The organism is Cupriavidus sp. SW-Y-13, from assembly GCF_009793345.1.
Classification (GTDB): domain Bacteria; phylum Pseudomonadota; class Gammaproteobacteria; order Burkholderiales; family Burkholderiaceae; genus Cupriavidus.
Genome location: NZ_WHLX01000003.1, coordinates 29,419 through 53,287, shown reverse-complemented (window position 1 = coordinate 53,287; position 23,869 = coordinate 29,419). Strand labels below are relative to the sequence as shown.

At 59.3% G+C, this 23,869-nt stretch carries 20 protein-coding genes; 8 read left to right on the top strand and 12 right to left on the bottom strand.

Translation table 11 applies throughout. The annotated features are described in order from the left end of the window. Positions 1-23: 23 nt before the first annotated feature. The gene (locus GA566_RS27755) at positions 24-479 is read right to left on the bottom strand and encodes a DoxX family protein (protein WP_160474797.1); all 456 of its coding nucleotides are present in this window, start codon (positions 477-479) and stop codon (positions 24-26) included. A 93-nt stretch (positions 480-572) separates the two neighbouring features. On the opposite strand from GA566_RS27755, the gene GA566_RS27750 reads away from it, so the two are divergent. Both GA566_RS27750 and GA566_RS27745 read left to right on the top strand, forming a co-directional pair. Beyond that, complete coding sequence (locus tag GA566_RS27750; RefSeq protein WP_160474796.1) at positions 573-1,481, top strand: LysR family transcriptional regulator; 909 nt, start codon at positions 573-575, stop codon at positions 1,479-1,481. Positions 1,482-1,870: 389 nt separating this feature from the next. Beyond that, positions 1,871-2,173, top strand: a complete 303-nt coding sequence (locus GA566_RS27745; protein ID WP_160474795.1) for an HNH endonuclease — start codon at positions 1,871-1,873, stop codon at positions 2,171-2,173. Positions 2,174-2,288: 115 nt separating this feature from the next. Here GA566_RS27745 and GA566_RS27740 read toward each other — a convergent pair whose 3' ends face one another. Next, a complete protein-coding gene (locus GA566_RS27740) occupies positions 2,289-5,138 on the bottom strand; it encodes an autotransporter outer membrane beta-barrel domain-containing protein (protein ID WP_202126971.1) in 2,850 nt (949 codons plus the stop codon). A 785-nt stretch (positions 5,139-5,923) separates the two neighbouring features. On the opposite strand from GA566_RS27740, the gene GA566_RS27735 reads away from it, so the two are divergent. Further along, positions 5,924-7,120: a beta-propeller fold lactonase family protein gene (locus tag GA566_RS27735; protein ID WP_160474794.1), complete on the top strand. Its 1,197-nt coding sequence runs from the start codon at positions 5,924-5,926 to the stop codon at positions 7,118-7,120. Between the two features lie 350 nt (positions 7,121-7,470). Here the strand turns inward: GA566_RS27735 and GA566_RS27730 are convergent, their stop codons facing one another. Together GA566_RS27730 and GA566_RS33040 are read right to left on the bottom strand one after the other, a co-directional pair. Continuing rightward, complete coding sequence (locus GA566_RS27730) at positions 7,471-7,746, bottom strand: hypothetical protein (protein WP_160474793.1); 276 nt, start codon at positions 7,744-7,746, stop codon at positions 7,471-7,473. 187 nt (positions 7,747-7,933) lie between these two features. After that, positions 7,934-8,089, bottom strand: a complete 156-nt coding sequence (locus GA566_RS33040; RefSeq protein ID WP_202126970.1) for a hypothetical protein — start codon at positions 8,087-8,089, stop codon at positions 7,934-7,936. A 466-nt stretch (positions 8,090-8,555) separates the two neighbouring features. Between GA566_RS33040 and GA566_RS27720 the strand changes: the two genes are divergently transcribed. From GA566_RS27720 to GA566_RS27710, 3 genes are all read left to right on the top strand, one after another. After that, entirely contained in the window at positions 8,556-9,167 is a 612-nt protein-coding gene (locus GA566_RS27720) for a TetR/AcrR family transcriptional regulator (protein WP_160474792.1), read from the top strand. Positions 9,168-9,410: 243 nt separating this feature from the next. Further along, positions 9,411-10,379 (top strand): tripartite tricarboxylate transporter substrate binding protein, encoded by a 969-nt coding sequence (locus GA566_RS27715; RefSeq protein ID WP_160474791.1) that lies wholly within the window; start codon positions 9,411-9,413, stop codon positions 10,377-10,379. Between the two features lie 8 nt (positions 10,380-10,387). After that, positions 10,388-11,578 (top strand): M24 family metallopeptidase, encoded by a 1,191-nt coding sequence (locus tag GA566_RS27710; protein WP_160474790.1) that lies wholly within the window; start codon positions 10,388-10,390, stop codon positions 11,576-11,578. 147 nt (positions 11,579-11,725) lie between these two features. On the opposite strand, the gene GA566_RS27705 is transcribed toward GA566_RS27710, so the two are convergent. Then, positions 11,726-12,712: an acetoacetate decarboxylase (ADC) gene (locus GA566_RS27705; RefSeq protein ID WP_160474789.1), complete on the bottom strand. Its 987-nt coding sequence runs from the start codon at positions 12,710-12,712 to the stop codon at positions 11,726-11,728. Continuing rightward, positions 12,709-13,950, bottom strand: coding sequence for an NADH:flavin oxidoreductase/NADH oxidase family protein (locus GA566_RS27700; protein WP_160474788.1), 1,242 nt, complete (start codon positions 13,948-13,950; stop codon positions 12,709-12,711). Before GA566_RS27700 ends, GA566_RS27705 begins: the two co-directional genes overlap by 4 nt. 249 nt (positions 13,951-14,199) lie before the next feature. Here GA566_RS27700 and GA566_RS27695 point away from each other — a divergent pair, with 249 nt between their 5' ends. After that, the gene (locus GA566_RS27695) at positions 14,200-14,652 is read left to right on the top strand and encodes a MerR family transcriptional regulator (protein WP_160474787.1); all 453 of its coding nucleotides are present in this window, start codon (positions 14,200-14,202) and stop codon (positions 14,650-14,652) included. A gap of 622 nt (positions 14,653-15,274) precedes the next feature. Here GA566_RS27695 and GA566_RS27690 read toward each other — a convergent pair. Further along, positions 15,275-15,640: a VOC family protein gene (locus GA566_RS27690; RefSeq protein ID WP_160474786.1), complete on the bottom strand. Its 366-nt coding sequence runs from the start codon at positions 15,638-15,640 to the stop codon at positions 15,275-15,277. Positions 15,641-15,943: 303 nt separating this feature from the next. Beyond that, entirely contained in the window at positions 15,944-16,831 is an 888-nt protein-coding gene (locus tag GA566_RS27685) for a DUF4238 domain-containing protein (protein ID WP_160474785.1), read from the bottom strand. 533 nt (positions 16,832-17,364) lie between these two features. On the opposite strand from GA566_RS27685, the gene GA566_RS27680 reads away from it, so the two are divergent. Then, positions 17,365-18,327, top strand: coding sequence for a hypothetical protein (locus tag GA566_RS27680; protein WP_160474784.1), 963 nt, complete (start codon positions 17,365-17,367; stop codon positions 18,325-18,327). 397 nt (positions 18,328-18,724) lie between these two features. Here the strand turns inward: GA566_RS27680 and GA566_RS27675 are convergent, their stop codons facing one another. The 4 genes from GA566_RS27675 to GA566_RS27660 form a co-directional block, all read right to left on the bottom strand. Continuing rightward, positions 18,725-20,152 (bottom strand): ISNCY family transposase, encoded by a 1,428-nt coding sequence (locus tag GA566_RS27675; protein WP_237380874.1) that lies wholly within the window; start codon positions 20,150-20,152, stop codon positions 18,725-18,727. Positions 20,153-20,479: 327 nt separating this feature from the next. After that, a complete protein-coding gene (locus tag GA566_RS27670; RefSeq protein WP_008648464.1) occupies positions 20,480-20,977 on the bottom strand; it encodes a hypothetical protein in 498 nt (165 codons plus the stop codon). A gap of 112 nt (positions 20,978-21,089) precedes the next feature. After that, entirely contained in the window at positions 21,090-21,569 is a 480-nt protein-coding gene (locus GA566_RS27665; protein ID WP_008648465.1) for a hypothetical protein, read from the bottom strand. After that, a complete protein-coding gene (locus GA566_RS27660; RefSeq protein WP_237380094.1) occupies positions 21,562-23,856 on the bottom strand; it encodes a hypothetical protein in 2,295 nt (764 codons plus the stop codon). The genes GA566_RS27665 and GA566_RS27660 overlap by 8 nt, the downstream gene beginning before the upstream one ends. Between the last annotated feature and the right edge of the window lie 13 nt (positions 23,857-23,869).

Below are 23,869 nucleotides of genomic sequence, written 5' to 3'. Positions count from 1 at the left end.
GTTGCCCCTTTTGGTGCCAGCGGTTAGGCGATGACGGGCTCGGTCGGCGCACGACGGTTGTCCAGGCTGAATGCGCCAGCGCCGAAGGCGACGACTTGCAACAGGCCGCCAGCCATGGCGAGGTTCTTGAGGAAATGGAACATCTGGTTCTGGTCTGCCAGCGCGTGGTGGAAGATCAGCGCGGTCACCACTGCATAGGCCGCCAACAGCAGCGCAACCAGCCGCGTCTTGTAGCCGAGTACCAGAAGCGCGGCACCTGCCAATTCCAATACCAATGCGCCGATCAGGCCGAGCGCCGGTGCCGGAAGCCCCAGCGATCCGATATAGGCCATCGTTGCCCCGGGGGCCATCAGCTTGCCGAGGCCGCTGATAAGAAAGATGGCTGCGATGAGGATGCGGCCGATGGCCGGGACGATCGAGCGTGCGTTGACGAGGTCGAGGTCGAGGTTGGCGTTGAGGTTTGAGTTCATGGTGTTCATCCTTTTCAAAGAGTGGATGTCCGAAGATTAGGGGCTTGACACCTATCCATGAAGCCTATATTTCTAGATGATATCCATCTATCTGTTAGATATATGCTCGACGCACTCTCGTTGGACCAGCTCCGCACTTTCATCGCCGCTGCTGACGAAGGCAGCTTTTCCGCTGCCGGCCGCAAGCTCAGGCGTGCTCAATCCGTGGTCAGCCATACTCTGGCCAACCTGGAAGGGCAGATCGGTGTCCAGCTCTTCGATCGCGACGGCCGCTACCCGCGGCTGACCGAAGAAGGGACAGCGCTGCTGGCGCAGGCGCGCCTGGTTGTGAGCGGCATGGATGGATTCAAATCGAAAGCGCGAGCCATTGCCGACGGACTGGAGCCCGAACTGTCGGTCGTCGTGGACGTCATGTACCCCATGGCGTCGCTGACCGATACCGTCGGTGCATTCCGGGAGGCATTTCCCCACACTCCGCTTCGACTCTACGTTGAAGCCCTTGGGGCAGTCATGCAACCTGTCCTGGGACAAGTGTGCCGGCTCGGCATCAGCGGCTCGATGCCGGCGGTGCCGGAATTGTTGGAGGGGGAAAAGCTGTTGGATGTACCCATGGTCACGGTCGCGGCGCCGTCACACCCGTTAGCGTCCCTCAAGGGACTCATTCGGCCACGCGATTTGACGGATCATGTGCAGTTGGTACTTACTGATCGCACGACACTGACAGAAGGTAAGACATTCGGTGTCTTCTCGCCGCAGATCTGGCGGCTTGCCGATCTGGGCGCAAAGCACGCGTTCTTGCGTGCCGGCTTCGGCTGGGGCCATATGCCGAAGGCCATGGTCCAGACTGACCTGGATGCTGGCACTCTCGTAACGTTACGCATGGAAGCCTTTCAACCCCACACCCCGCCAATTGCCATGTTCGCGGTATATCGGAAAGACACGCCGCCAGGCCCTGCGGGCCGCTGGTTTCTCCAGCGACTTAAGGGGGCGCGCGGCACGGACGAACGCTGACTGTCTTGATTATTCCTGAGTACCTTCTTCCCATCCCGTTGGCCGGATACAGCCTCGACATGGCAAGATGCGTTGTGGATTCAACTGGTCGGCGCAGATCTAGCCGATCGTGGGGGCGATTAAGCGTTTGCCAACGGCAGTCGGTGGAGTACCACCAGAACGGTCAGTGACGAGGCCTTAGCGAATAATCGCTTGCATCCGTCTACGCGCCGTTTGCGTGGAGGCTTGCATTGGCTGGACGAATTGCCCGACTGGTCGTGTAAAGTGACGCTCTTCATCGCACCTTAAAGTTTTTAAATGCCTCTTCTGTCGTTTGTGGCTGTTGCGCGCACAGGCTTACGATCATGCCGTTGCGCTCAAGGTTTTCATTTCCACCGCAGGATTGGGTGATGGGCGAAGAGACGTTTCCCTTCGGCTGCGGCAAATTTCTTACCAAGAGCTCTGACCTATTACGCTTTTGGACCAAAGTAGAGTTAAAGAATGTCGATTCCTGTTGGGAATGGCAAGGTGCTCGCTTCGGTCCTGGCTATGGCCAAATCATGATTGGCCGCCCCTTGTTGGCGCATCGAGTCGCCTATCTGGATATTGTCGGCCCGATTCCGGGCCGTCGGACAATCCGGTTGGAATGTGGCAATCGGCTTTGTTGCAACCCCGCCCATATGGTGGTGGCACACAACGGGCATGTCCGTTGACTTTGCGGTCAGGCGGCGCCTAGGTGCAGTACCCTGTGTGCCATAAGCGATCCCCTCGCGGCCATGTGGCCGGGCATACCTCCGTAAGGCCGCCCGGCCATAGTTACCTTAGACCTTACCAGCGATGACGCACGCCCAGCTTGGCGCCAATCGCATTGCTGTCGCCGAAGTTTTGCAAGCTGGTGCGTGCCAGCACCTCGCCGTAGACGCTGTAGCGGTCATCGTCCCAGTTCAGCGACGCGCCCACGCCCAGACCGGCCCACAGCGCCTGTTCCTTGCTGACCACGCTGATGTCGGCCACGCGTGCCGACGTACCATGCAGGAAGTCGTAATACAGGTTGGTGATGCCGTACACATGCGAGCGGCTGGTCTTGCCGTTGGCGGCGGTCCACTTGGTTTCGTGATCCAGCGAAACGCCCAGGCGCGAGACAAGGCTGTTGCCGTTGTCACGCGAAACATTGGCGCCGTACTGGTCCGTGAACGCGTCGAAGCGCACCTGCGACCACGCGAGCTGCGCTTGCGGCGTGACAGACCAGTTGCCGCCCAGCGCGAGCTGGTGACCGGCTTCCACGCTGGTGGCGACGCCGCTGCCGCGATTGCCGTTGGCAAGCTTGGCCGAGAGCGTGGACGAGCGGATGTCAGTGTCGTACCACGTCAGCGTGGCGCGGGCATCGACGTACGAACCATTGTTGCCGTACCACGTTGCCGTACCGCCGAAGCCGTAGCCGGTAGCATCGATCGCGCCATTGCCGAACATCGACGAGACATTGGAGTTGGCGATGCCGTAGTGGAAGGTCGGGCCGACGACCAGCGTGCCGGACGCGTTCTCGATGACCGGTGCATCCACGCCGCCTTCGAACTTCCACATGCGGACGTTGTAGCTCGCGCTGGTCGTGCTGGTGGACGGATCGATATGGGTGTTCGAACCCTCCACACGCGCCCAGGCGCCGCGACCGATGATCGGCTTGCCGGCGTCCTGCTCGGCTTGAACGGCAGCGTTGGGCGACCACGAACGGTTGCCGACGCGCTGTTGCAGCGTGCCCAGTTCGTTGAAGCGTTGCAGCACGCTCGAATAGGCTTCATACAGCGGCACGGTCGGTGCCAGCAGGGGAGCGGCTGACGTCGAAGCCGAGCTGCCGGCAACCGTCGTATCGGCCAGCGTCGAACGCAGATACCAGTCGCCATCGGCCGGCGTGGACACGCCGTTCTTGTAGAGGCGATACGCGTAGGCACCGGCCACCACGGCTTGCTGGCCCTGGAACGTGTAGTCGCCCGCCAGCGTGAAGGCGCCATTCGATGCGCCTTGCACGTCGATGACCTTGATGCCATCGCTAGTTGTTGAGCCCGATCCGCCAACGTTGACCGCGCGGATCTGGCTGGTGCCCGAAGTGTCGCCCGTCACCACCAATCGTCCGGTCGCCGAGGTATCGCCACCGAACACGGTATTGACGCGCACCGTACCGCCATTGCCGATGTAGTTACCAGCGATGGTCAGTACGCCCGAGCCGCCGCCCGGCGTGACCGTGCCCGTGTTCGTGACATCGCCAAAGATCGTGCCAGCACCCGACAATGTACCGGCTGCGTTGACCGTCACAGGACTGGTGATCGAGCCATCGACTGCCAGCGTGCCGAGGTTGATCGTGGTCGGACCCGTGTACGTGCTGGCTGCCGTCAGCACCGTGGTGCCCGTGCCGTTCTGTGCCAGACCGCCCGCGCCCGAAACGATGCCGCCATACGTATAGGCATCAGAACGATTAAAGGCGAGGGTGGCGCCGGTGTTGACCACCACGTCGCCAGCAAGGCTGCCGCTGGTGCCACCGTTGCCGATCTGCAGCGTGCCCTGATCGACGGTCCACGGTGCGGCGACCGTACCCGCGCCGATCAGCGCCCAGGTGCTGGCGCCGGTCTTGGTGAAGTTGTCGAAGTAGCGGTATTGCGCGGTGTCGCCGATGGTGGAGACATCGAACACGCTGTTGGTGTCGCCGCCGAGGCGGAGGGTGTCGTTGGCGGCGCCGCTATGGGCCACGACGTTGCCAACGATATTGGAACCGGCTTGTAGTTCGAGCGTGAGGGAGCCCGTGCCCGTGGCGAACTCGACGGCATTGGCGTATCCGGTACCGGCACGGAGGGTGCCGGAGTTCGTGACAGTAAACGTTCCCGTGCTGGAGCCGGAGATGATTGCGGCGTTGCCCGTACCACCTTCGATCAGCCCGGAGTTTTGTATGGTTGCCGTGCCGAGGGTCAGCCGAACGCCTGCGCCGCCAGGTGTAGTACCGGAAAGATCGGTGCCGCCACGAATGGTGCCTTGATTGACAAGACTCCCATTAATAGTGTTGGTGAACGCCACGCCGTTGCCTGCTGAGCCGCCCATTCCGTCGCCGCCCACGATCAGCCCGGTCGCCGAGTTCGCCAGTGTCGCGCCGACGGATAGATTGACGCCGGCAGCACCGTTCGCGCCAGCAACAGTCGCATTGCCGCCTTTGATCGAGCCGTTGTTGATGAGGTCCGTGTTAGGCAGCACTGAAATGGCAGCCCCGCCAGACACTCCAGCGGCGGTGGAATCGCCGCCCGTCACCGTGCCGTTGTTGATTGCCAGGCCAAGCCCGCCGATCAGCATGGCGGTGTTGGACGTGGTGCCGGCCGCAGCGGCATATGTGCCATTGAGCGTCAGCGTACTGGTGGCTGACGTGTTGTAGTTGCCAAGCGGCCCGGTCTTTGTCAGCACAAAGCCATTGGTATCGATGGTGATCGGTTTCGCAAGTGTGCCCAGGCTCCAGACACCAGTGGGCATGGTGACGTCCCCGGTCAGACGAATGATCGCGCTGGCGTCGCCATCCGCATTGGCGGCCGTGACCGCCGCCTGTATGTCTGCAAGACTCGCGGCGAAATACTCGGCGGCCGAAGCGCTCACCGGGAACAGCAGTGCGACGGCCAGCGTAATGGAAGAAGCTTGCGGTGCGCACACCCTTGGGCGCCGGATTCCACGACTAATTTTGGACAGCATAGATCTACCTTTATTTGTATTGTTTTCACTACAATGACGTAGCGGCAGCGATGGTAGATCACGCTCTGACGTTATGTAAGGGCTACAAAATAGGTGTCGCGATGTGGATACGGCGCCGCTTTTCCCCATTGCGAGCAGGGACAAAAACATATTAGAGGCACCGCTCTAACAGCGGGATAATGGCGTTCACCGTGCAGGTTGACGGGGCGATTAGCCAGCAGTGGACGCCGACCGCTGCCTCCGGCAATCAGCGCGTTCTGGATAGACGACTCAAGTGGGCCGGCCTACGGTCATAGGCTGGCAGTTTCACACAACCCTGAACTGTTGCCGAGAAAGCCGTGGCAAGTTGGGGGCGGGATTTGTCACTCGAACAGGGGACGCGGAAATCTCCACGGCCTTGGTAACATCGCGTGATTGCCTAAGGGCGGAGCTTTTCAATAGATTCGGTTCGGGTCCATGCGGCCTGCGCTTGCGCTTGCAGTTGACGGCAAATAAAAGAAAAAGGAATAAGCGTCATGCGAGCAAAAAATCGTCTTACCAGGACATGCGCCGCCCGTTGGCCTACAGGAGTGCTCGGTTTGTCGCTGTGCGTGCTCTTGGCCGCTTGCGGCGGAGATGGCGATGGCGAGGTGTCTGCTCCCCCGGCGTTGCCCTCTCCACCTGGGGCCAGTGGGCCGACCCCGGCGCAGCCCGTTGCAATCTATTCTGTGGGCGGCACAATTTCTGGCCTGGTCAGTGGTACACAGATGACACTGCTGAACAACGGCGGAGACGCACTGACCGTCAACGCCAACGATACGTTTGCCTTTTCGACCAGCATAGCATCGGGTAGCGGGTACGCCGTCAGCTTGGGTACGCAGCCGAAGGGGCAGACCTGTGCCGTATCCAACGGGGCAGGCTCGGTAGCCGCAAGCAACATCACCAACATCAACGTGGTGTGCACGCGCATCGCCTATGCCTACGTGACAAACAACGATGGCACTGTCTCGCAGTACACCATTGGTGCCGACGGCGCGCTGACGCCCATGGCCACGAGCAGCGTCAGAGCTGGCGCCAACCCGACCTCGGTCACCGTGGATACTTCCGGCAAATATGCCTATGTAGCGAACTACTTGGATAACACCATCTCGCAGTTCACGATCGGCGCCGACGGTGCGCTCTCGCCGATGGCTACGGCCATTGTTGGTACTGGCAACAGGCCGGCTTCCGTCACCGTGGAGCCGTCTGGCAAGTATGCCTATGTGGCAAACCAAGTGAATCGCAGCGTTTCGCAGTACACGATTGGTGCAGACGGCGCGCTTTCGCCTATGGCAATAGCTAGCGTCATCGTCGGTGGAAACCCGAATACAATGGCCATCGATCCAACTGGCAAATATGCCTACGTGGCCTGCTACTCGAATAACACCGTTTCGCAGTTCACCATCGGTGCGGACGGCGCGCTCTCGCCGATGGCTACGGCAAGCGTCAATGCCAGTACTTTTCCTTGGTTCGTTACCGTCGATCCGACGGGCAAATATGCCTATGTGGCAAACCAAAATGCGAACACCGTTTCGCAGTACACGATTGGCGCTGACGGCGCGCTCTCGCCTATGGCAACGGCCAGTGTCAGCACCGGCATCAACCCGAAGTCCATCGCTGTGGACCCAACTGGCAAGTACGCCTATGTCGGAAACGAAGCGGACAATGCCGTTTCTCAGTATACGATTGGCGCCGACGGCTCACTTGTGCCAATGACCACGCCCCGCGTCAGCGTCGGCAACGTCCCTGATTCTGTTACTGTGGATCCGTCTGGCAAGTATGTCTATGTGGCCAACTATGGAAGCAACACAGTTTCTCAATTCACCATTGGCGCCAATGGCGCGCTTTCGCCGATGTCACCGGCTTCCGTCAGCACGGGAATTTTGCCCGGTTTCGTAACAACCACATATGCCGTGACGCACTAATAGGTGAATTCCGCCCATGGCGTAAAGACCGGGCAGATCTTCCGATTCGTAACGAGCGCGTTCGCAACACGCCTTTCGCGGGCGCCGGCTTTAGCTTCACAATGCCAAGGATCAATCGCGACTTTGCAGGCCGCTTTCCCTTTGCTAAGTGCGCAACGGGATGCGACGGCGCCACGTTGCGAACCGAAGCGGGACAGGGTCCTGGCATGGGGCGAGACTCGCAAACATCCGCTCTCGACCGGCAAGCGACCGCTCGCTGGCCAGGAGCGTGCCAGGTTCAATCATTTAGTCTGCTTGGTCATCTGAAGGTGCTCGTGCGCGCACCGCGCGCAGCGCCACCGTCTCCTAGATTACGTAGCCACGGTCACTTTGCTGCTGGGCGTCGGATTGACTGCAGCGGCATCGACCGTTAGGGCATCCGGTACTTCCACCTCGTGGATACCAATGCCTTGCACCGCTAGAAGTGCCCCGGGGAACGCAGTGCCGTCTCCGGCGCTTGCACAGAAATTTGTGCCCTGGACGTGAAAATTGACCGTCAGTGCCCATAGACCCCGATGTATCCCATGGTGACGAATCAAGATGGTCGCGAGTTCCAGCGGGCTATTGATCAACGTGGTGGCAGTCATTGAGAAGTTCCAGTTGGCGGGCCTATCGGCATTCAACCATGCATACGTACGGCTGAGAAGGTGGTCCCGCATTGGACACGTTGGGCGGTGGTTGTGCACCACGGAGGATAGGTAGCGACCAGTTATGAGCTCCGGATGCCGGGTGCTAGGGGGTGGGCGACCGTCGCAGAACGCCGTGGTGCGCCGTTCAGCCGCCCGGCGGGCCTTCTGCGGACTCTTCGCTGGACGTGGCGAAAAGCGGATGGTGTTGCGTCGCACGCTCCAGGTCGAGCCGATTCACCAGTCGCTGCCGCTTGACGCTCAGCGGCACCTTGGAAGGGCGGGGCGGCTTGCCAACCAGCATTCGGGAGGGGCATGCCAGCGCCTGTAGTAGCGCAGAGCCTGCACCTTCCCAGCAATAGCCAACGTCCGGCCGAGGCGCTTGTTGTCAACGACCGCGCCTTCGCGTGGCTAACTCGGCAACGTATTCAGACGTCCTCGTCATAGGTGGACAAGTTAAAGACATGGGTAACAGAGGATAACTCTACGAAAGTGATCCCAGCAAGCGCGGCTAAGTGGGCGACACCGTCTGGCACCGTCGCCAGCGGACCAAAGCCCTCCGCGATACCTGGAGCGGCAGGCAGAAAGCTGGGGGCAGAACACGAAACGCGGTTTGGCCACAGCGGAAATTGTCCAGACGTTGCACAAAGCGGTGCCGACCCAGTTGAAAGAGACCACGCTCGAGAACGCCATCGGCAAGGGCTGAACCGAGAGCCTTAGTTGTTGTACTGCGTGGTACATTCTGGCCTTTCTCGCTTCTCCTGACAGCCATGCCAAGAACCAAGGGCTCGGCGACTGACCGCTCGACCAGCGAGCAGGCCCTTCAATTGCTGGACGCTGCAACGGCCCACGTTCTCCAGAACGGCCTCGGCGACCTTTCGCTACGAAGCGTGGCAGATGCCCTCGATACCAGCCATCGCATGCTGATCTACTACTTCGGCTCTGCGGACGGCTTCTGGCAAGCGCTGCTGTTCCGCGTGCGCCATGCGGAGCAGCAAGCGCGCGAGAAATTGGTGGTCGAGGGGCTGGACGCAGAGACTGCCATGGTGACGGCATGGGACCGCTATTCCGCGTCGAACTATCTGCCGATCATGCAGTTGCTGTTCGAGATCTATGGCAGAGCGATCCGGGATCGCGAGCGCTTCAAAGGCTTTCTTGACGATGTCATCGGCAGTTGGACGGCGGTGATTGCCGAGCGACTGCAGCAGGTGATGAAGATCGACGCGGACGAGGCGCGGCTGTTCGCGCGTGTCGAGGTCGCAACCATTCGAGGTCTGTTGCTCGATCTGATCACAACAGGCGACCGTCAGGGCACCACTGCCGCGCTTAAATATTTTGCGAGCAAGATGGTTTCACCCGTCAGGTCGACGAAGAAAAAATAGTAAGCCACCAGTCTCTCTGGCGTGATGCTCATCTTCGACGCGAAGGCTGCCTGCCGGCAGCATTCTTCGGAGTGAGCCTCCATCGAGCGTAGCGCTACGACATCGGCTCCGCTACACACCCATTTCCCGCGCGCGTCTTCCTCGCTTTCGCGTAAACCCCAATTTCGTCGCATCGTGTACCACATGGTACATTTATCGCCATCGTTGCTATGGGTAGCGGCGACACGACGACTCAGGTGGGACATGAACGTGCAACAAATTTTCAGATGGACTGCGGCCGCAGTGGCTTCACTGGCGCTATCGGCAGTGGCCTGCGCGCAGGGTTTTCCAACGAAGCCGATTCGGCTGGTGGTGCCGCAGGCTGGCGGGACAGGCAACGACGTACTGGCTCGCGCCTTGGCCGAGAAGCTCGGGCAGGCCTGGAAGCAGCCCGTAGTGGTCGAGAACAAGCCGGGCGCCAATGGCACGTTGGCCATCTCGTACGTGCTGGGACAGCCGGCTGACGGCTACACGCTGTTCTTCGCCGGCGTGTCCAATCTCAGTTTCAATCCCTTTCTCTATCCGAAACTGCCGTACTCGCCGACCAAAGATCTGACCGGGGTGGCGATGCTCGCCAACTCGCCGTTCGTCTTCGTCGCCTCTCCATCGCTGCACGTGCAGACGTTCCAGGACTTCGTACGGCAGGCCAAGGCACACCCGGGAGAGATCAGCTTCGCATCGGGGGGCATCGGAAATTCCACGCATCTGGCGATGGAACTCGTTGCCGAACGCACCGGCGTCCAGATGCAGCACGTACCGTTCAACGGGACCGGTGGATCGACCAGCCTGATGAACGGGCAAACGCCCGTGATGATGAATGTGGTGGCCGGCGTACAGCCGTTCATCGCAGGCAAGAAGCTGCTGCCGCTGGCCGTGACCGGTGAGAAGCGCCTGGCTGCGCTTCCGACGGTACCGACGTTCAAGGAGTTGGGTTACGACGTGGAGGTACCGGGCTGGTACGCGATTGTGGCGCGGGCTGGAACACCGCCGGAACTGATCCAGAAGATCAACGCAGACATCAACCACGTCCTCGACGATCCGCAATTCAAGGAGAAGTTGGGATTCCAGTTTCTGGATGCCATCAAGGGGCCGCCCTCTGAAGTGAGACGTTACATGAAGCGGGACGCCGACGCCTGGGGACCCATCATTCGCCGCCTCAACATCTCTCTCTGAGCCACGCCATGCCTCATCTTTCGAAAGCTGTACACGAACACCGTCTTTCGGCGATGCGCCGCCTGATGGACCGGCTGCGCGTCGATGCCCTCGTCTTCGGTACGCCAGATTTCTTTCAGTACGCCACCAACTTCCAGCTCGACGTCTGGCCGTGGGAGCGGCCCGTCTTTGTTGTCGTGCCGCGCAATGGCGAGACATTCGCCGTGATGAACGAGCTTTCCACGAACCACATGCGCTTCGCTGCAGAGAAAGGCACCGTCTGGCTCTCCGATGTGACTTACTACAGCGAACATCCCCGCGTGACGAACCGGCTAGCGCTCCCATCTCAGTTGCCAGAGGTGGTCGCGGGATTGCTGAGCCAGAAGGGGCTTGGCATGTCGCGGATTGCTGTGGACGTCATCCATCCGATTCTTGCTGGGGCGCAGCGCCACCTTCCCGAGTTGACATTGCGCCCGGCCACGGCCGAAATGCGCAGCCTGCGATGGGTCAAGCACGATGAGGAATTGCAGAACATGCGGGCCCTGGCCGCCCTGACCGATTGGGTGCAGGACAGGTACAGGGAGAACATCCGTCCTAGTCGCCTGGTCCAGGAGTTGGACCACGCCATGGCGGCGTTGATGGTCGAAGAAGCGGCCAGGCGGTTTCCGGGCGAGGACTTCGAAATCCTGAAATGCTGGACCCTGACGGGCGCGGCGTCGGCTTCCCCGCATGGCGACGGCGCATCTTGCGGCGCGCGTATTGCGAAGGGCGACACCATCGTCAATCTGGTGCTGCCCAGGTTGAACGGGCTCTATGTCGAGAATGAGCGCACGTGGTTCTGCGGGCAGCCTTCCGACGAGCAGGCAAAGTTCTACCGCGTGGCAGCGCAGGCGACAGATGCGGCAGTGGCTGCTGCGGTCGTGGGCAGGCGCGTCTGCGATATGGACGCGGCCGCGCAAGCCGTGATCGAAGCTGCAGGGTGTGGCGAATTCGTTTTCCACCGGACCGGCCACGCGGTGGGACTGATGCTGCATGAGTATCCGGAAGACATGGCCTTCAATACACGCGCGCTGCTGGCAGGGGAGGTCTATTCCTCCGAGCCGGGCCTGTACGTGTATGGCCTGGGCGGTTTCAGGCTCGACGACACGGTCATTGTGGGCGACGAACCCGAGGTGATCGTGCGAACGCCAAAGACGCTGCCGTACGCGACAGTCGGGTAACCGGCGGCGTTTCGCCCGTTCGTCGGCACGTGCAACGCACAGTCGGAAACATCTGCGGGGGACTGCCTCGGATGGAGGTTAAAAGACGGTGGCCACCTCCACATGCCTGTGTGGGGCCACCGGCGTCGACGCGACGACAACAAAGGATCACAGCGGCTTGGGGGAGTAGAGCGCGCTTTGGAATCCGGGTACGTATTCGTACTTGACCATCTTGCCAAGGTTCAGGGACTTGATGAACGTTGACAGACTTCCTTGAGTGAGACCAAGGCTTACCGCCTCCGCACTCGTGCTGGAGGCATGACTGAGCTGACGCGAAGTTGCATGGCCCGTGGTCAATTGCCCTTGGTGATCGACATTGGTAAAGCTATTGGTCACCATGGATATCTTGCTCGAAAGGTTGGCCAGCTTCCTGGTTTCCAGGGTGACATCCACTTTGCCCGTCTCACTGTCAAAGATCTCGACGACAACTGACTTGTCGGTCTCGCGGTAGTTGATGCCGGTCAGCCATTTCGGCAGGTTGTAGCCAACGACCCCCCGTACCCTGGCGAGCTCGGTATTGACCGGCAGTTTCAGTACGTAGCCCCAAAAGTCGTTCAACATCGCCTGACTCATCAAGGTGAACGGTCCAAAACTGGAGCGGCCTGGCTGATTCGTGATGACGGAGAGACCAATCTCGTTGTAGCTGTCATTGTCGCAATAGTCATAGGCATAGGCAGTGAGTGCGACAAGTCCTCTGCCCGGCCAGACCTGGAGTGGTTGAACTCTCTCCAGGACCTGCGCAGGCATCAATTCCCGAAGCCTGTTCAAATCTGCTGTGAAGATGACCGTTACCCTGCTGTTCTTGTAGTAGAAGTTTGGCGAATAGGATTCGAAGCCAATATCCACCTTTTCCTTCTTGAGCCCCTCGAACCAGCTCAAATCAATGTCCGGGGCTTCAGACGCAATGACAGATAAGGGAGGGTTGGAACGATAGCGGTCATACAGCCCGCCTTTCACCACAGGAACGTCATAGCCGGCGATGCCGATTGTTGTGCTTTCGGTCTGCCTGGTTTCCGATGTGTCATCGGCCCATGCAGGATTCAAGAGGAGACTCATGACTCCGCCTGCTGTGACTGCAAGATTGCTGATTTTCATTTGGACGATGCTTTGGGTTGAGCCACCCAGCGCCGGTACTGGCGAACTCGGCATGCGTCGGACACCTGCTGCAGGATCAGTGCACGCAGCGGTGACACCCTGGGATCCGTGGCCTTGCCTCGGCTCAGCTTGCGCAGTTGAAACTTGACTGCCGCCATGTTGGCCAATGAGGCCAGCGGCTTGTTCTTCCAACTGATAGGCAGCAACGCAGGCGCATTGTTTTTGCCAGCACGCCAGTCGCAGGGCAGATTGGGGTCGATGGCCAAGGCGGTACCGATGCCAACCATGTCCACGCCGCTGCTGATCACTTGCTCGGCCACCGGTCGACGGCGGATACCGCCTGTGACCATCACCGGCATGCTCGCCACTGCGCGGATGTCGTGGGCGAACTCGATAAAGTAGGCCTCGTGAGCGAGCGTGCTGCCGTCGCGGGCTTCACCCTGCATGGCGGGAGCCTCGTAGCTTCCCCCCGACAACTCGACCAAATCGACGGCAAGCTCGTTGAGCATTTTCACAACCTGGCGCGCATCATCCGCGGTGAAGCCACCGCGCTGGAAGTCGGCAGAGTTCAGCTTGACGGCTACTGCGAATCCGGGCGAAACCACGGCGCGTACGGCCTTGACGATCTCAAGGAGCAGGCGAGCGCGGTTCTCCAGCGGCCCACCCCACGCATCTGTTCTTCGGTTGCTCAACGGCGAGAGGAATTGGCTCAGCAAATAGCCGTGCGCCGCGTGAATTTCGACGCCTGTGAAACCTGCCTGTTCGCCCAGTTGCGCCGTACGGGCAAAGCGTCGGATCACGTCCTCGATGACCTCCTGCGTCATCGCCTGCGGCGTGTTGAAGTGCCTGGACATGTTGCCCAGGTTCATTGAGACGGCAGAGGGAGCCCAGGTTAGCTGCCCCAGATTGGCAGGCATCTGGCGTCCGGGATGATTGATCTGCAGCCAGAATTGCGCCCCTTTTGATCGGCCGACCCGCGCCCAGCACCTGAACCGGTCCAGGTGTCTGGCATCTTCCAGCACGACGCCGCCGGGCCCCGTCATGGCTCGGCTGTCCACCATCACATTGCCGGTCACCAGCAGGCCGGCACCCCCATCCGCCCAAGCCTTGTACAGCCGCATCAGCGCATCCGAGGGCGCGTGATCGGCGTCCGCCATGTTCTCTTCCATGGCGGCTTTGGCGATGCGGTTCGGAAAGGTTGAACCATTACGAAGGATCAACTTGTCGAACACGTTCATAGGGTCACCTCATATTGATCGTGGCCCAACTTTAAGATTAAAGTTAACTTTAATGTCAACACCTTTCCTGACGTGATGTATGAGTTCCTCCGGACATGGCCTTGAGGAACTTCTGCGGGCAGGGAGGTGAGGGGAGGGAATGCGGCCGGGGACACGGCGCTAGTCAGGTTAACCTGCCGTGCAAGACCAGACTTCACGCACTGCAGCGATTGCAGTGAACCTTAATGTCAATACTTTCTCAGGTGAAGTATGAGAATTGGAGAACTGGCGAAGCTCAGCGGTCTGGCGGCCTCGCGCATTCGCTTTTACGAGGCAGCCGGATTGATCCTGGCGGCCGAACGCCAGGCGAATGGCTATCGCGACTACCCGCCGGAGGCGGTATGGACTCTGGAAATCATTGCCAGCGCGCAGAGTGCCGGGTTCTCGCTCGATCAGATTCGACATCTGCTGCCGCTGGGTTCGGGAAACTGGCAGCACGATGAGCTATTGGATGCTCTCAAGCGGAAAGTCATCGAAATCGAGGACATGCAAAAGCGCCTTACGCAAAACAAGTCCCATTTGCTCGCAACCATCCGGAACATCGAAAACCGGCCTGCAGACATGTCCTGCTCTGACAGGACGAAGTGGGTGCTGGACCGCCTCCGCGAAGAAGGGGCTGTCCTGCAAGCCAGGGGTAAGACCCGTCGTGCCGCAGCGGGCTGATCCCTATGCGTGTTGCGAAGTCGAGCAACTGCCAGAGCACGGATCTCAATGTGTCGAAGCGTCTGCGCTATTATCGATCCATATCGGCATTAGGTTCCAAAAGGCACGAAGCGCAGGCAGTCCTATACCGAGCGACGCCCCGTCTTAACTGCGACACGTACTGTCTAGGGCCTTCTGAAACATCCGCACCCCCGAAGCGGACGTTCTGTTTTGGCCCTTACAACCCGGTGTCTAGGCTTTGCTCAAATGTCGTAGGGCTGGCTATTTTCAGATGTCGGCACGGGCGTGCGGTTTGTGGCGGAGCCATGTCTTTGAAGGGTCTCCGGTAAGGCGGTGGTGCTGGCCGGTAGCGGTCGAGTCCGGATGCAGGGTGGGGCGCATGCAGATTGGCCGCGGCAACTGCCGTCGAGGGATAGCTGGTAGCTACCAGTTACTGGCGGGGAGACCGGCCGCCGAAGTTGTCCGACGCCGTGACCGTCGCAGAACGACCCTTAGCGGTCTTACGGCTATCCCGGAAGCAGTCACTCGAAGTCCTGTGCTATATCTACATTGGCCTTGTACCAGCCCAGGAAATCTTCGCATTCGCACCCCGAGATCTGCACTCGTACGGGCCAGACGAGGCTTAGCGGTTGGCGAACGCGCGGCTCGAAATCGAAACGGAGTTGCCGTCTGGATCTTTTGCGTTCGCGAAGCAATAGCCGTCGGCCTTATGCGTAGAACCAAATTGAAGCCCGCGCGCGGAGCACTGCTGCTTAAAGCCTTCGACGTCCTCCACGTCAAAAACCAGCTTCACAGAGGCTTGTCCCGTCTTGACGCTCTTTGCAGCTTGATGAACCATCAGAATCGCTCCTCCATGCGGAGACTTCAACTCCACGACTCGGTCGCTGTCGTGCGACTCAGCCGAGAAGCCAAAATAGCGCGCGTAGAAAAGGCAGGTGTTATCGATGTTTCTCACGTAGAGCATGATGCGATTGAGCGATAGATTCATTTGTCTGTGACGATGGGAGACGTAAGCTGATTAGTTAAGTGCATCGCGAGTGTCGTTCAATCCGTTTTTTTTGTCGAGCGAGGCGTTTCTTCGCATTCCTATCGACCGGCCGCTTCTGGCCGAACTGAGACATCGAATTGCTGCAGCGGGCATGTTGGCATCTTACTCCCGCCGTAGTCCGCTACCGGCCACTTTCTGCCACTCGCTTGAGCCACGCAGTGGGCACTCGAAGGGCCGGTCACCTCCGAAACCCGCCCGATTCTCCACGCGCTTATCGGCCCTGGCCAACGCTGGGCACAAATCCTATAGTGTCGGCCGAGGTCCAATACCGATGCCACGACCCGCCCTTGTGCGATGCAGACGCAGTTCCAGCAGTCTCCGGTGCTCGAAATTGCTTCCCCAGACGTACATGCTGGCTTGCTCGACCATGCCTCTGTTCATTTGCTTCACAAACTGGGAGTCACCCAGCGAATTGACCCACTGCTTCATTTGTGTAGAGTTTGACGCAAAGAAGGCGACATCCGGTGCAAGAGGCAGGTAGATCAGGTCGAGCCGCGTCTCCGGGCCGAACAATGTTAGCGGCCGGTCGCCAACCAAAAGCATCTCCTTTGTTTTGACGATTCTGCGAATGCCCCAGTCCGCCTCAAAAAACAGCTTGTTGTACGAGGACGTTTGGATTAACTCGGGCAGAGCATAAGTGCCAAAATCCTGCAACGATGGATCGCGCTGCCGGTAGAGGTCGAACAATCTCTTTGACGATTCAGTCGGTCCAGCTGCACCCTCCACCTCGTCTGTGAACTGTGAATAAAGCGCATCAATGCCACTCTCGCGCACGTGTTCGATCGCACCAGGACCACGATACACGAGGGAAACTAAGAATAGCGTCCACGTCATCTTCTGATCTTCAGACATGTCATGGAGCCCATTGGCAAGAATCGCCTTATGCACCAATGCCGCAGGATCATCGATATGCCTACTCATGAACTTCGGCTCGATTTCTTGATTAGGCTGATCACTGAGTCTTTTCATCGAATATAGATGACGTTCTTTAGCCACCGATTTTGCCTTGTAGCGTTTCTCGGTAATTTGACCGCGGCTCCAGCGCATCTGTGACAGCTTTTCGTCTTCGCCGCTGTGCCAGGCTTTGAGTAAGAACTTAGGAATATAGTGATGTTCGTTATGTGCGGCCATACGATTATCTCTCTGTTGTCATTTTTTCCTGGAGGAAAAAGCTCGATTATTTGTTAGGGCGGGCATTCGGAGTCTCGCCCGCAAAGTCATGGCGTCGAACGGCTGCATTCTACTGCTAGCGCACTTCACCGATGGTGGATAATTTTGAGCAGGTGTCGGATCAGGAAAAAGTGTTGAAATCGTGCCGAGCGTGGCCGCTTTAAGAACAGATCGCCAATGCCAAACGATACAAGGCTAGCCTCTTCTGGCGACCAAATCTGGTCAAACAGATATGCAAGTTGAAAAATACCCTTATACATGTATGGTAGCGGAAGTTTCAGAAAGGCTACGCATCGGGAACTCTGGGTCTTTATTCTTGAAGCCCACAGCAACGGTCACAGCGCAACCGCCAGAAAGTTGCACGGGGATTACGAATACTCTGTACTCCAGAAGCCGGTCGCGATCGGCGCCGTCACAGCGTTGCGCTCGGCGATGCTTGTTGGCCCCCGGCGGCTGTGCTACAAGGCTAAGCTTTCGTCTGGCGTTTCGGAGTCATGGAAAAGTTTAAGCTGTCACACCTCAAGCTGGTCTATCCGCCGCTGTCTTCTCAAGAAGCCATCTGGGCCGAGAAGGATCCTTCTATCGAACAATTTCTTCGGCAAAGTGATTTCTACATGATCGCGGGACGCCGTGAGATCATTTTTGATAATTTTTCCAACTCAGGAACGGACGTTTCCTTCACTGTTTCATGCGGCGAAAATCTCGTCGACACGGCGACGCTGCATCTGGCCAAGCTCCCTCTTGAGGGCGAGCACATTCTCACTATTCACCCGCATGAAAAAGGCGTCGGCGTTGCTGATGGACCGGATGATGATGCCGAGATGCTCTTTCATCTAACAACCGAACAATTGCTTTATCACCGGGCTCACGGCGACAGCATCGTCTCCGGCGTCGACCGCTTCCGCGAATTTCTAAAATACGATCTGCTCTATGTCGGCATTGCCAAGGAGGGCGACAGCTTTTCGCGGTTGATTGATAATGGGCATCAGGCCCGTATGAGAATTCTGAGCAATGAGAAGCAGCGCGGGCCCGGCGCGAGAGTTTCCGACGAGATCTATCTGTTCCTGTTCCGTGTCGAACCACTCTTTGTGCAGACCTTCGAGCCGGAAGATGATGTCGAGTTGATGGAGCAGTTGACGGGAAAACAGCAGAAACAGATCGTCGCGGATGCTGAGAAAGCGTTTGTGAGTCTTCTTAACCCGCAATACAACAAGGTTCTGTTCAAATCCTATCCGAAAGGCAAGGATGGGCTGTACGATTCAGGCTACACACGTTATGTCTACAGCATTGGCGAGACGTTGACTTTTTCAACTCCGAAGGGCGAAGTCAAAGGTGACTGGGACGCGGTACGTGACTTCATGTCGAATGGCGCCGACGCCGTTTTCGTGGAGGGCGATGAGGTTCGACTCCTGGTGTCAGGAACAGATTTTCCCAATACCGATAGCTTTCCGACGTAGAGGCAGGCATTCAACGTTCACGATCCGTGGTCGTCTTTACCGTGAATGAGGACCCATATCCCGCGCACGATCTATGGCCGTATGCCTTCAGGTCTCGCGGGCCACAGCTTCGTGTAGGTCAGGCAGGTCATTCATACACCGTCGCGCTTCGTCTCGATGCCGACACGGGGGTAACCGGCCGTAGTAGCATCCGGTAGCAGCGAATGCTCGCGTTCCCCGCCATCGAGGTACAAGTGTCGAGTAAAGTGACTCGTGGCCGGCTAATAGCTACGATACCTAAATGTGGGCTAGGTCGATCGCTTGTCTAGCGTGGTAACACGCGGTGACCGTTCCGCTCCGGCACCTGCCAGTAGAGCCGCGATGGCTCGAACGGCAGAAAAGGGTCGGAAAGCGCCATCTAAGTCGTGGGCGGCCTGGGAGGGCCATCGACTGAGTCGTCGTTCGATGCAAAGAGAGGATGGTTTCGCATCGCCTGTTCGAGGTCGAGCCGGTTTACCAATCGCTGTCGCTTGACGTTCAGCGGCACCTTGGCGGGCCGCGGTGGCTCGCCGTGCAGCGTCCGTGAGGGGGCTGCGAAGCGGCGATTGTCACGCAATGCCTGCACCTCGGCGGCGATAGCCAGTGTCCGGCCCAGCCGCTTGTTGTCGACGATCGCGCCCTGGTCCACCTCCGGAAAGCGATCGTAAGTGGTGTAGGGGAGGGGGCCGCCATTCGCCCACAACTCGACATGCCCATCGGGATACTCGGCGACCTCGATATAGTGGTGGATCAACCCCCGGTGCTCGGGAAGATCCTCAAGCATGTACAACACCTTGGCGTACTGCAGCGTCAGGCTCTGTGATACCTTGCGCCACTCCCGCCAACTGAAGATCCGTGCCAGATTCTCATCGCCGCGCAACGGCCGGTGCGCATCGAACTCACTGCGCGGCGTTTTGCCAAAGCGAGCGTTGAAGTCGGCCATGAAGATGGGCGCGAACCTGTTCGCCGCCTCCATCGAATTGATACGGTGCAGCCGCAGTTCCTTGACCAGACGGTCCTGCAGGGTACCGTTCATCCGTTCGACACGGCCCTTGGCCTGACTTGTGTTGGCGCAGAGGATATCGATGTTGAGCTCGTACAACGCCCGGCCGAACTGTGTATAGCCGCGGCCTTCGGCATTGTCCTTCGCATTGACCCGAAAGACGCCAGCCTTGTCGGAATAGAACGCTTGGGGCTTGCCATGGCGCTCGAGGTAAGCGCGCGTGGCGGCGAAATAGGCCAGCGTCGACTCTGTCGGCACGAACAGCAATTGCAGCAGGCGGCCCGTGGCATCGTCCACGAAGACCAGCAGCGTGCAGGCCGGCGCCCGGTCCTCGAACCAGGCGTGATCGCTGCCGTCGATCTGCACCAACTCGCCCAGACAGGACCGGCGATTTCGCGGTTGATAGATCCTGGGCGGCCGTTGCCTGCGTGGCACCCAGAAGCCAGCGTCGATCATGATCCTGCGTACCGTCTCCTTGGCCAAGTGGATGCCGTGCCGTTCGCGCAACTTTTCGGCGGCGAGCGTTGGGCCAAAGTCGGCATAGCTGTCACGGATCAGGCCGCGCACGCGCGCCTCGACGCCCGGCGGGAGCTGGTTGTGACCAGAGTGGCCCCAGCGGCGGGATACCAGACCCTGTGGGCCGTCCAGCCGGTAGCGCTGCGCCAGCCGCTCGACCTGGCGCCGGCTGAGCCCGAGCTTCTCGGCGGCGCGCCAGACCATCAGGCCGTCCCGCACGACAGCCTCGATGATCTTGCAGCGGTCCAGTTCTCGCAGGCTCATGGTGATAGTGTCCGGTCGTGTCATGTCGCGCTCCAGCTTGGCTGTGAGATACGACATTTCAATCTAGCCCAGGTACGACATTACAACTTGGCCGTGACACCCGGCAAAAGCATTCTTGGCACCTATGGCCTAGTGTTGCGTTGGTTTTGGTTTTCAGATTTTGTTGTATTTCAGCCGGAAGACGGACGGATTTTCCACAGGGCCCCCACTTTTTTGGCTAGCACGTGTTGCGTGCCCGTGGCACCAGTCTTCGTTGCGTTGAGCTTTGTGTGGAGGCGCAACGGAAGGACACGCCAGGCCGGGAGTCTGACGGCTGCGGTGTTGCGCGTTGCACACTTGGGCGTGGGACTACTATCGCGTCCTTGGTTTGACCCCCAGTTCCCACAGCACGTCGATGTTGCGGAGATATATGGAGACGTTCTCGGCCGAACTGTGGATGATCGAGTGCTCGCGCCCATCGACGGAGTCAACTTTTGCCGTCCACGGATCTTCCAGGCACTGGCAAACATCCTCAATATCGTCGCGATACTGCTGCAGCGCCTTCGGGGTCCAGGTCCGCATTGCATTTGGAGCCAACAACACAGAGAGCGTACCCTTGCGCTCCCCGATATACCGCACAGGTGAGAGCAGGCCGCCGACGTAAAGCATCATGAGCGCGTCGATCACGCGATCGTCATGGTCCTCGTCCCAGATGACTGCGAGGTCAAGGAATGCGCAGCGATCGAGCCGGTTCAGAAGCTCGTCATGCCAGACCGGCGCCCGAAGGATGGAGTAATGTGTTCCCCGGCCGAGGTTGCCCACAGGGCGGGTTTCGTCATGCAGGGTCTGGAAGAAGGGGCAATAGGACATGAACGCTCCTTTCGGGAGAGAGACGGCTTCCGCCGCGGAACCGCAGCCATTTCGTGGCTGCGAGCATCAATGCAGACAGTATCACGCCGGATGGCATTCAGCGTCGCCGCGCTTAGTTCCGGCGTTTAGGATTCTCAGGCATCGCGACGATTGCCGCTTCGGGTAGGGCGCCAAGTTTTGCAAGCTTGTCCCGGGCGTCACGATACTGCTCGTAGAATCTGGCCCACTTGCTGAATCCGCCCAGCTCACCAACGGCACGTAGCATTGCGAGGTGGGAAGCCGTCAGCAATTGCACGGTGGCTTCAAGCTCCGTAATCCTGAGGTCCTTGTCGGCAAGCGTCGCGGCCATGTCAGCGCCAGGTCGCTTGGCAGCGCGGCCACGCCAGCGCCGGTATTCCGCTTGGCGCTGCTGATACTCGGCAAGCAGCCTGCGGCGTGACTCGCTGCGGGTGATCGACGACGCTGCCTTGATGGACGGATGCAGCCGGGCGACGGCGCGCGCCGAGATGTCCTCGTCGTCGGTCAGCAACAGCTCAAGAATCTCGCGCATTTTCCCATCATCGGCCGACGCCGCTTCATTGGCTTTATTCATCAAGTATTCCCTGTTGTCGGGGCAAGGAGAGGTCAATGCCGTCGGGGAAGGGACGGTCGCCCGGCCGCGTTTTGAGCAGCCCTTGTACGCCAGTCAGCCGTTTTTCCGCGTGGTCGAGCTGGTTTTGCCAACCAATGCTGATCGATGGGCGGGCCTTGATCGTTTCCACGGCGAGCTTGAGCTGACCCTCGAGCCGGATCAGGTTCCGCCTGTGCTCCGGCAGGTCAGTGGCCGAGAGGTGACGACAGTCGGCAAAGCATTCCAGATGCTTGGCGCACGGATCGACCGTGAACGAGTTCAGGCAGTGCCCATAAGGGGTGGCATGGAATCCGTCCGCTTCGGCGCGCAGGTACTCGTATGCGGCCGCGTCGCCCTCCGTTTTCTGGATGCGCCGGAAGGCATCGACGATCGGACCGCTTGCCTTGCCACCCTTGATGAGTCGGGCAACCGTGCCGGCTTTTTCGCCGAGGAGGATCTCGACGTCCTGTGGAATTTCAATCTGGTCAAGATCCTCCGCCAGGCTGCGATGGTCGTATTCATAGCTTTGTGCAACGCTGCGCCGGTTGAAGCGCTTTGAGATGATCGTGTCGGCAACGCCAAGCCGGAACAGCTCGGTGTTCTGCATGTGGCGCAGCATGTGTGCCTCGATCTTCAAGGCCCGGTCTTCGTCAGTCTGTCCGTACTTTTCAAACAGCGTCGGCAGTTGCTTTGCGTCACCCAGTGACTGTCCGATGAACGTAGGGTCTGGTCGGTTGACCGACATGTAGCGGGTCACATCGCAAAGCCCGTCGTCGCGTTCCTCGGCCACGGACCGTTTGGGCTGCACGAACAGTAACTCCCAGGGCCCAACGAACCCAGTGGCCAGCGGAAGCCGCATGGTGTCGGATATCTTCGTTGGCGTCGTGAACCGCATATGCTCCTCGAGCTCGCCAACGTGCAAGTACGCAGCGTGCCACTCCATTCGCTTTACAAGGCTGATCGGCGAGCCATTAGCGTATCGGAAGCGCATGCTTGTCTTGCCTTCACGCATCGCCTTCACCAGACGATTCCCAAACACGTAGACAGACATGTCGAGGGTCAGTGTGCCATTTCGCCACAGCGCACACTGGTGGTCATACAGTTCATCAAACACTGACGGATCGAGGCCATCGCGGTAGCGTTTTATGAACGGATCTCGCTCAATGCCTAGCCAGAACGGGTTGCCTGCCAGACGGGTGTAAAGCTCGATGACAGGTACGAGACTGTCGACCGGATACCATGGCAATAGTCGCTCCGTCTCACATTGCAGTTTCAGCGTCGCGCGGAGCGGTTCTGTGAGCTTGGCTACACGGTCGAGTGTCTCTGTCAGCAACGCCCGGAACATTTCCGGGACCGGCTGAGCGCTTTCAAACAGGACGCGACTGTCCGTTTCAGCGTCCTGCTGCTTTTCCGCAAAGTGGCGGACCATCAAGGATGTCGAGATGCCACCGGACTCACCGGCTGGACGACCCTTCGAGTCCAGATACGTCCGCTCACGCTTCCAGTCGGCCGGCAGCAACGCAACTTCCCCTGCACGCATGCCGGTCACGATCAGAGTGCGCACTGCAGCGAATCGCAGCTCGTCCATGAACGTGCGTGGCCGTTCGGTCATCACGATGCGGGTCAGCTCCCAGAACGCCCGGCGCTCAGGCAGGCGTTCGCCGCGCTTGCGAGCCTCCAAGTCGGCCCGTAGTTCATCCTGCGACCAGGTATGCTTTGCCTTGCTCGTACCTTTTACTTGCATGCGCGGCACAGCTAGCGACGAGTACAATGGGCCCGCATCGCAAATGTGTTGACCATCAAACACCGTCTTGACGATGCCGACCACCTGATCCCCCAGTTTGCCGGTCGCCTGACATGCTGTTGCAATACGAACAGCCGCACGCAGATCGTCGGCGGTCAGCTGCCACGGGGCCTTGTCCACGCACGTAGCGAGCACCCGCAATGGACGCGCGATGCTATGTGCCACATACCGCGTGGTGTTACGCCTGAACAGCAACTGTTCAGCCACCGCTGCTTTAATCAGGTCTTGCCACGAGACAGCCAGCGCTCGCCGGGGCAGTGGCATCAGGCCACGCTCGACGCGCTCTGCATTGACGATAGCCAGCGCCTTCGCCTCAGCGCCGAGATCTCGCAGGTAGTGGTTTGGGGGTGGCACGTCACCGGTAACCGCCGTCAGATTCCAGCCGACACCGTCACGAGCAGTGCCTGCCTCGTCCAGAGGTATGTCCCAGTGCAGGCCCTTTTCACGGACGAGTGCCTTGCCCAACTCGATGAAGGCA

Excerpts from the sequence above, each read along its gene's own strand:
- GA566_RS27755 (WP_160474797.1), bottom strand. The coding sequence starts at position 479 with ATGAACACCATGAACTCAAACCTCAACGCCAACCTCGACCTCGACCTC.
- GA566_RS27750 (WP_160474796.1), top strand. The coding sequence starts at position 573 with ATGCTCGACGCACTCTCGTTGGACCAGCTCCGCACTTTCATCGCCGCT.
- GA566_RS27745 (WP_160474795.1), top strand. The coding sequence starts at position 1,871 with ATGGGCGAAGAGACGTTTCCCTTCGGCTGCGGCAAATTTCTTACCAAG.
- GA566_RS27735 (WP_160474794.1), top strand. The coding sequence starts at position 5,924 with ATGACACTGCTGAACAACGGCGGAGACGCACTGACCGTCAACGCCAAC.
- GA566_RS27730 (WP_160474793.1), bottom strand. The coding sequence starts at position 7,746 with ATGACTGCCACCACGTTGATCAATAGCCCGCTGGAACTCGCGACCATC.
- GA566_RS33040 (WP_202126970.1), bottom strand. The coding sequence starts at position 8,089 with ATGCTGGTTGGCAAGCCGCCCCGCCCTTCCAAGGTGCCGCTGAGCGTC.
- GA566_RS27720 (WP_160474792.1), top strand. The coding sequence starts at position 8,556 with ATGCCAAGAACCAAGGGCTCGGCGACTGACCGCTCGACCAGCGAGCAG.
- GA566_RS27715 (WP_160474791.1), top strand. The coding sequence starts at position 9,411 with ATGAACGTGCAACAAATTTTCAGATGGACTGCGGCCGCAGTGGCTTCA.
- GA566_RS27710 (WP_160474790.1), top strand. The coding sequence starts at position 10,388 with ATGCCTCATCTTTCGAAAGCTGTACACGAACACCGTCTTTCGGCGATG.
- GA566_RS27705 (WP_160474789.1), bottom strand. The coding sequence starts at position 12,712 with ATGAAAATCAGCAATCTTGCAGTCACAGCAGGCGGAGTCATGAGTCTC.
- GA566_RS27700 (WP_160474788.1), bottom strand. The coding sequence starts at position 13,950 with ATGAACGTGTTCGACAAGTTGATCCTTCGTAATGGTTCAACCTTTCCG.
- GA566_RS27695 (WP_160474787.1), top strand. The coding sequence starts at position 14,200 with ATGAGAATTGGAGAACTGGCGAAGCTCAGCGGTCTGGCGGCCTCGCGC.
- GA566_RS27690 (WP_160474786.1), bottom strand. The coding sequence starts at position 15,640 with ATGAATCTATCGCTCAATCGCATCATGCTCTACGTGAGAAACATCGAT.
- GA566_RS27685 (WP_160474785.1), bottom strand. The coding sequence starts at position 16,831 with ATGGCCGCACATAACGAACATCACTATATTCCTAAGTTCTTACTCAAA.
- GA566_RS27680 (WP_160474784.1), top strand. The coding sequence starts at position 17,365 with ATGGAAAAGTTTAAGCTGTCACACCTCAAGCTGGTCTATCCGCCGCTG.
- GA566_RS27675 (WP_237380874.1), bottom strand. The coding sequence starts at position 20,152 with ATGACACGACCGGACACTATCACCATGAGCCTGCGAGAACTGGACCGC.
- GA566_RS27670 (WP_008648464.1), bottom strand. The coding sequence starts at position 20,977 with ATGTCCTATTGCCCCTTCTTCCAGACCCTGCATGACGAAACCCGCCCT.
- GA566_RS27665 (WP_008648465.1), bottom strand. The coding sequence starts at position 21,569 with ATGAATAAAGCCAATGAAGCGGCGTCGGCCGATGATGGGAAAATGCGC.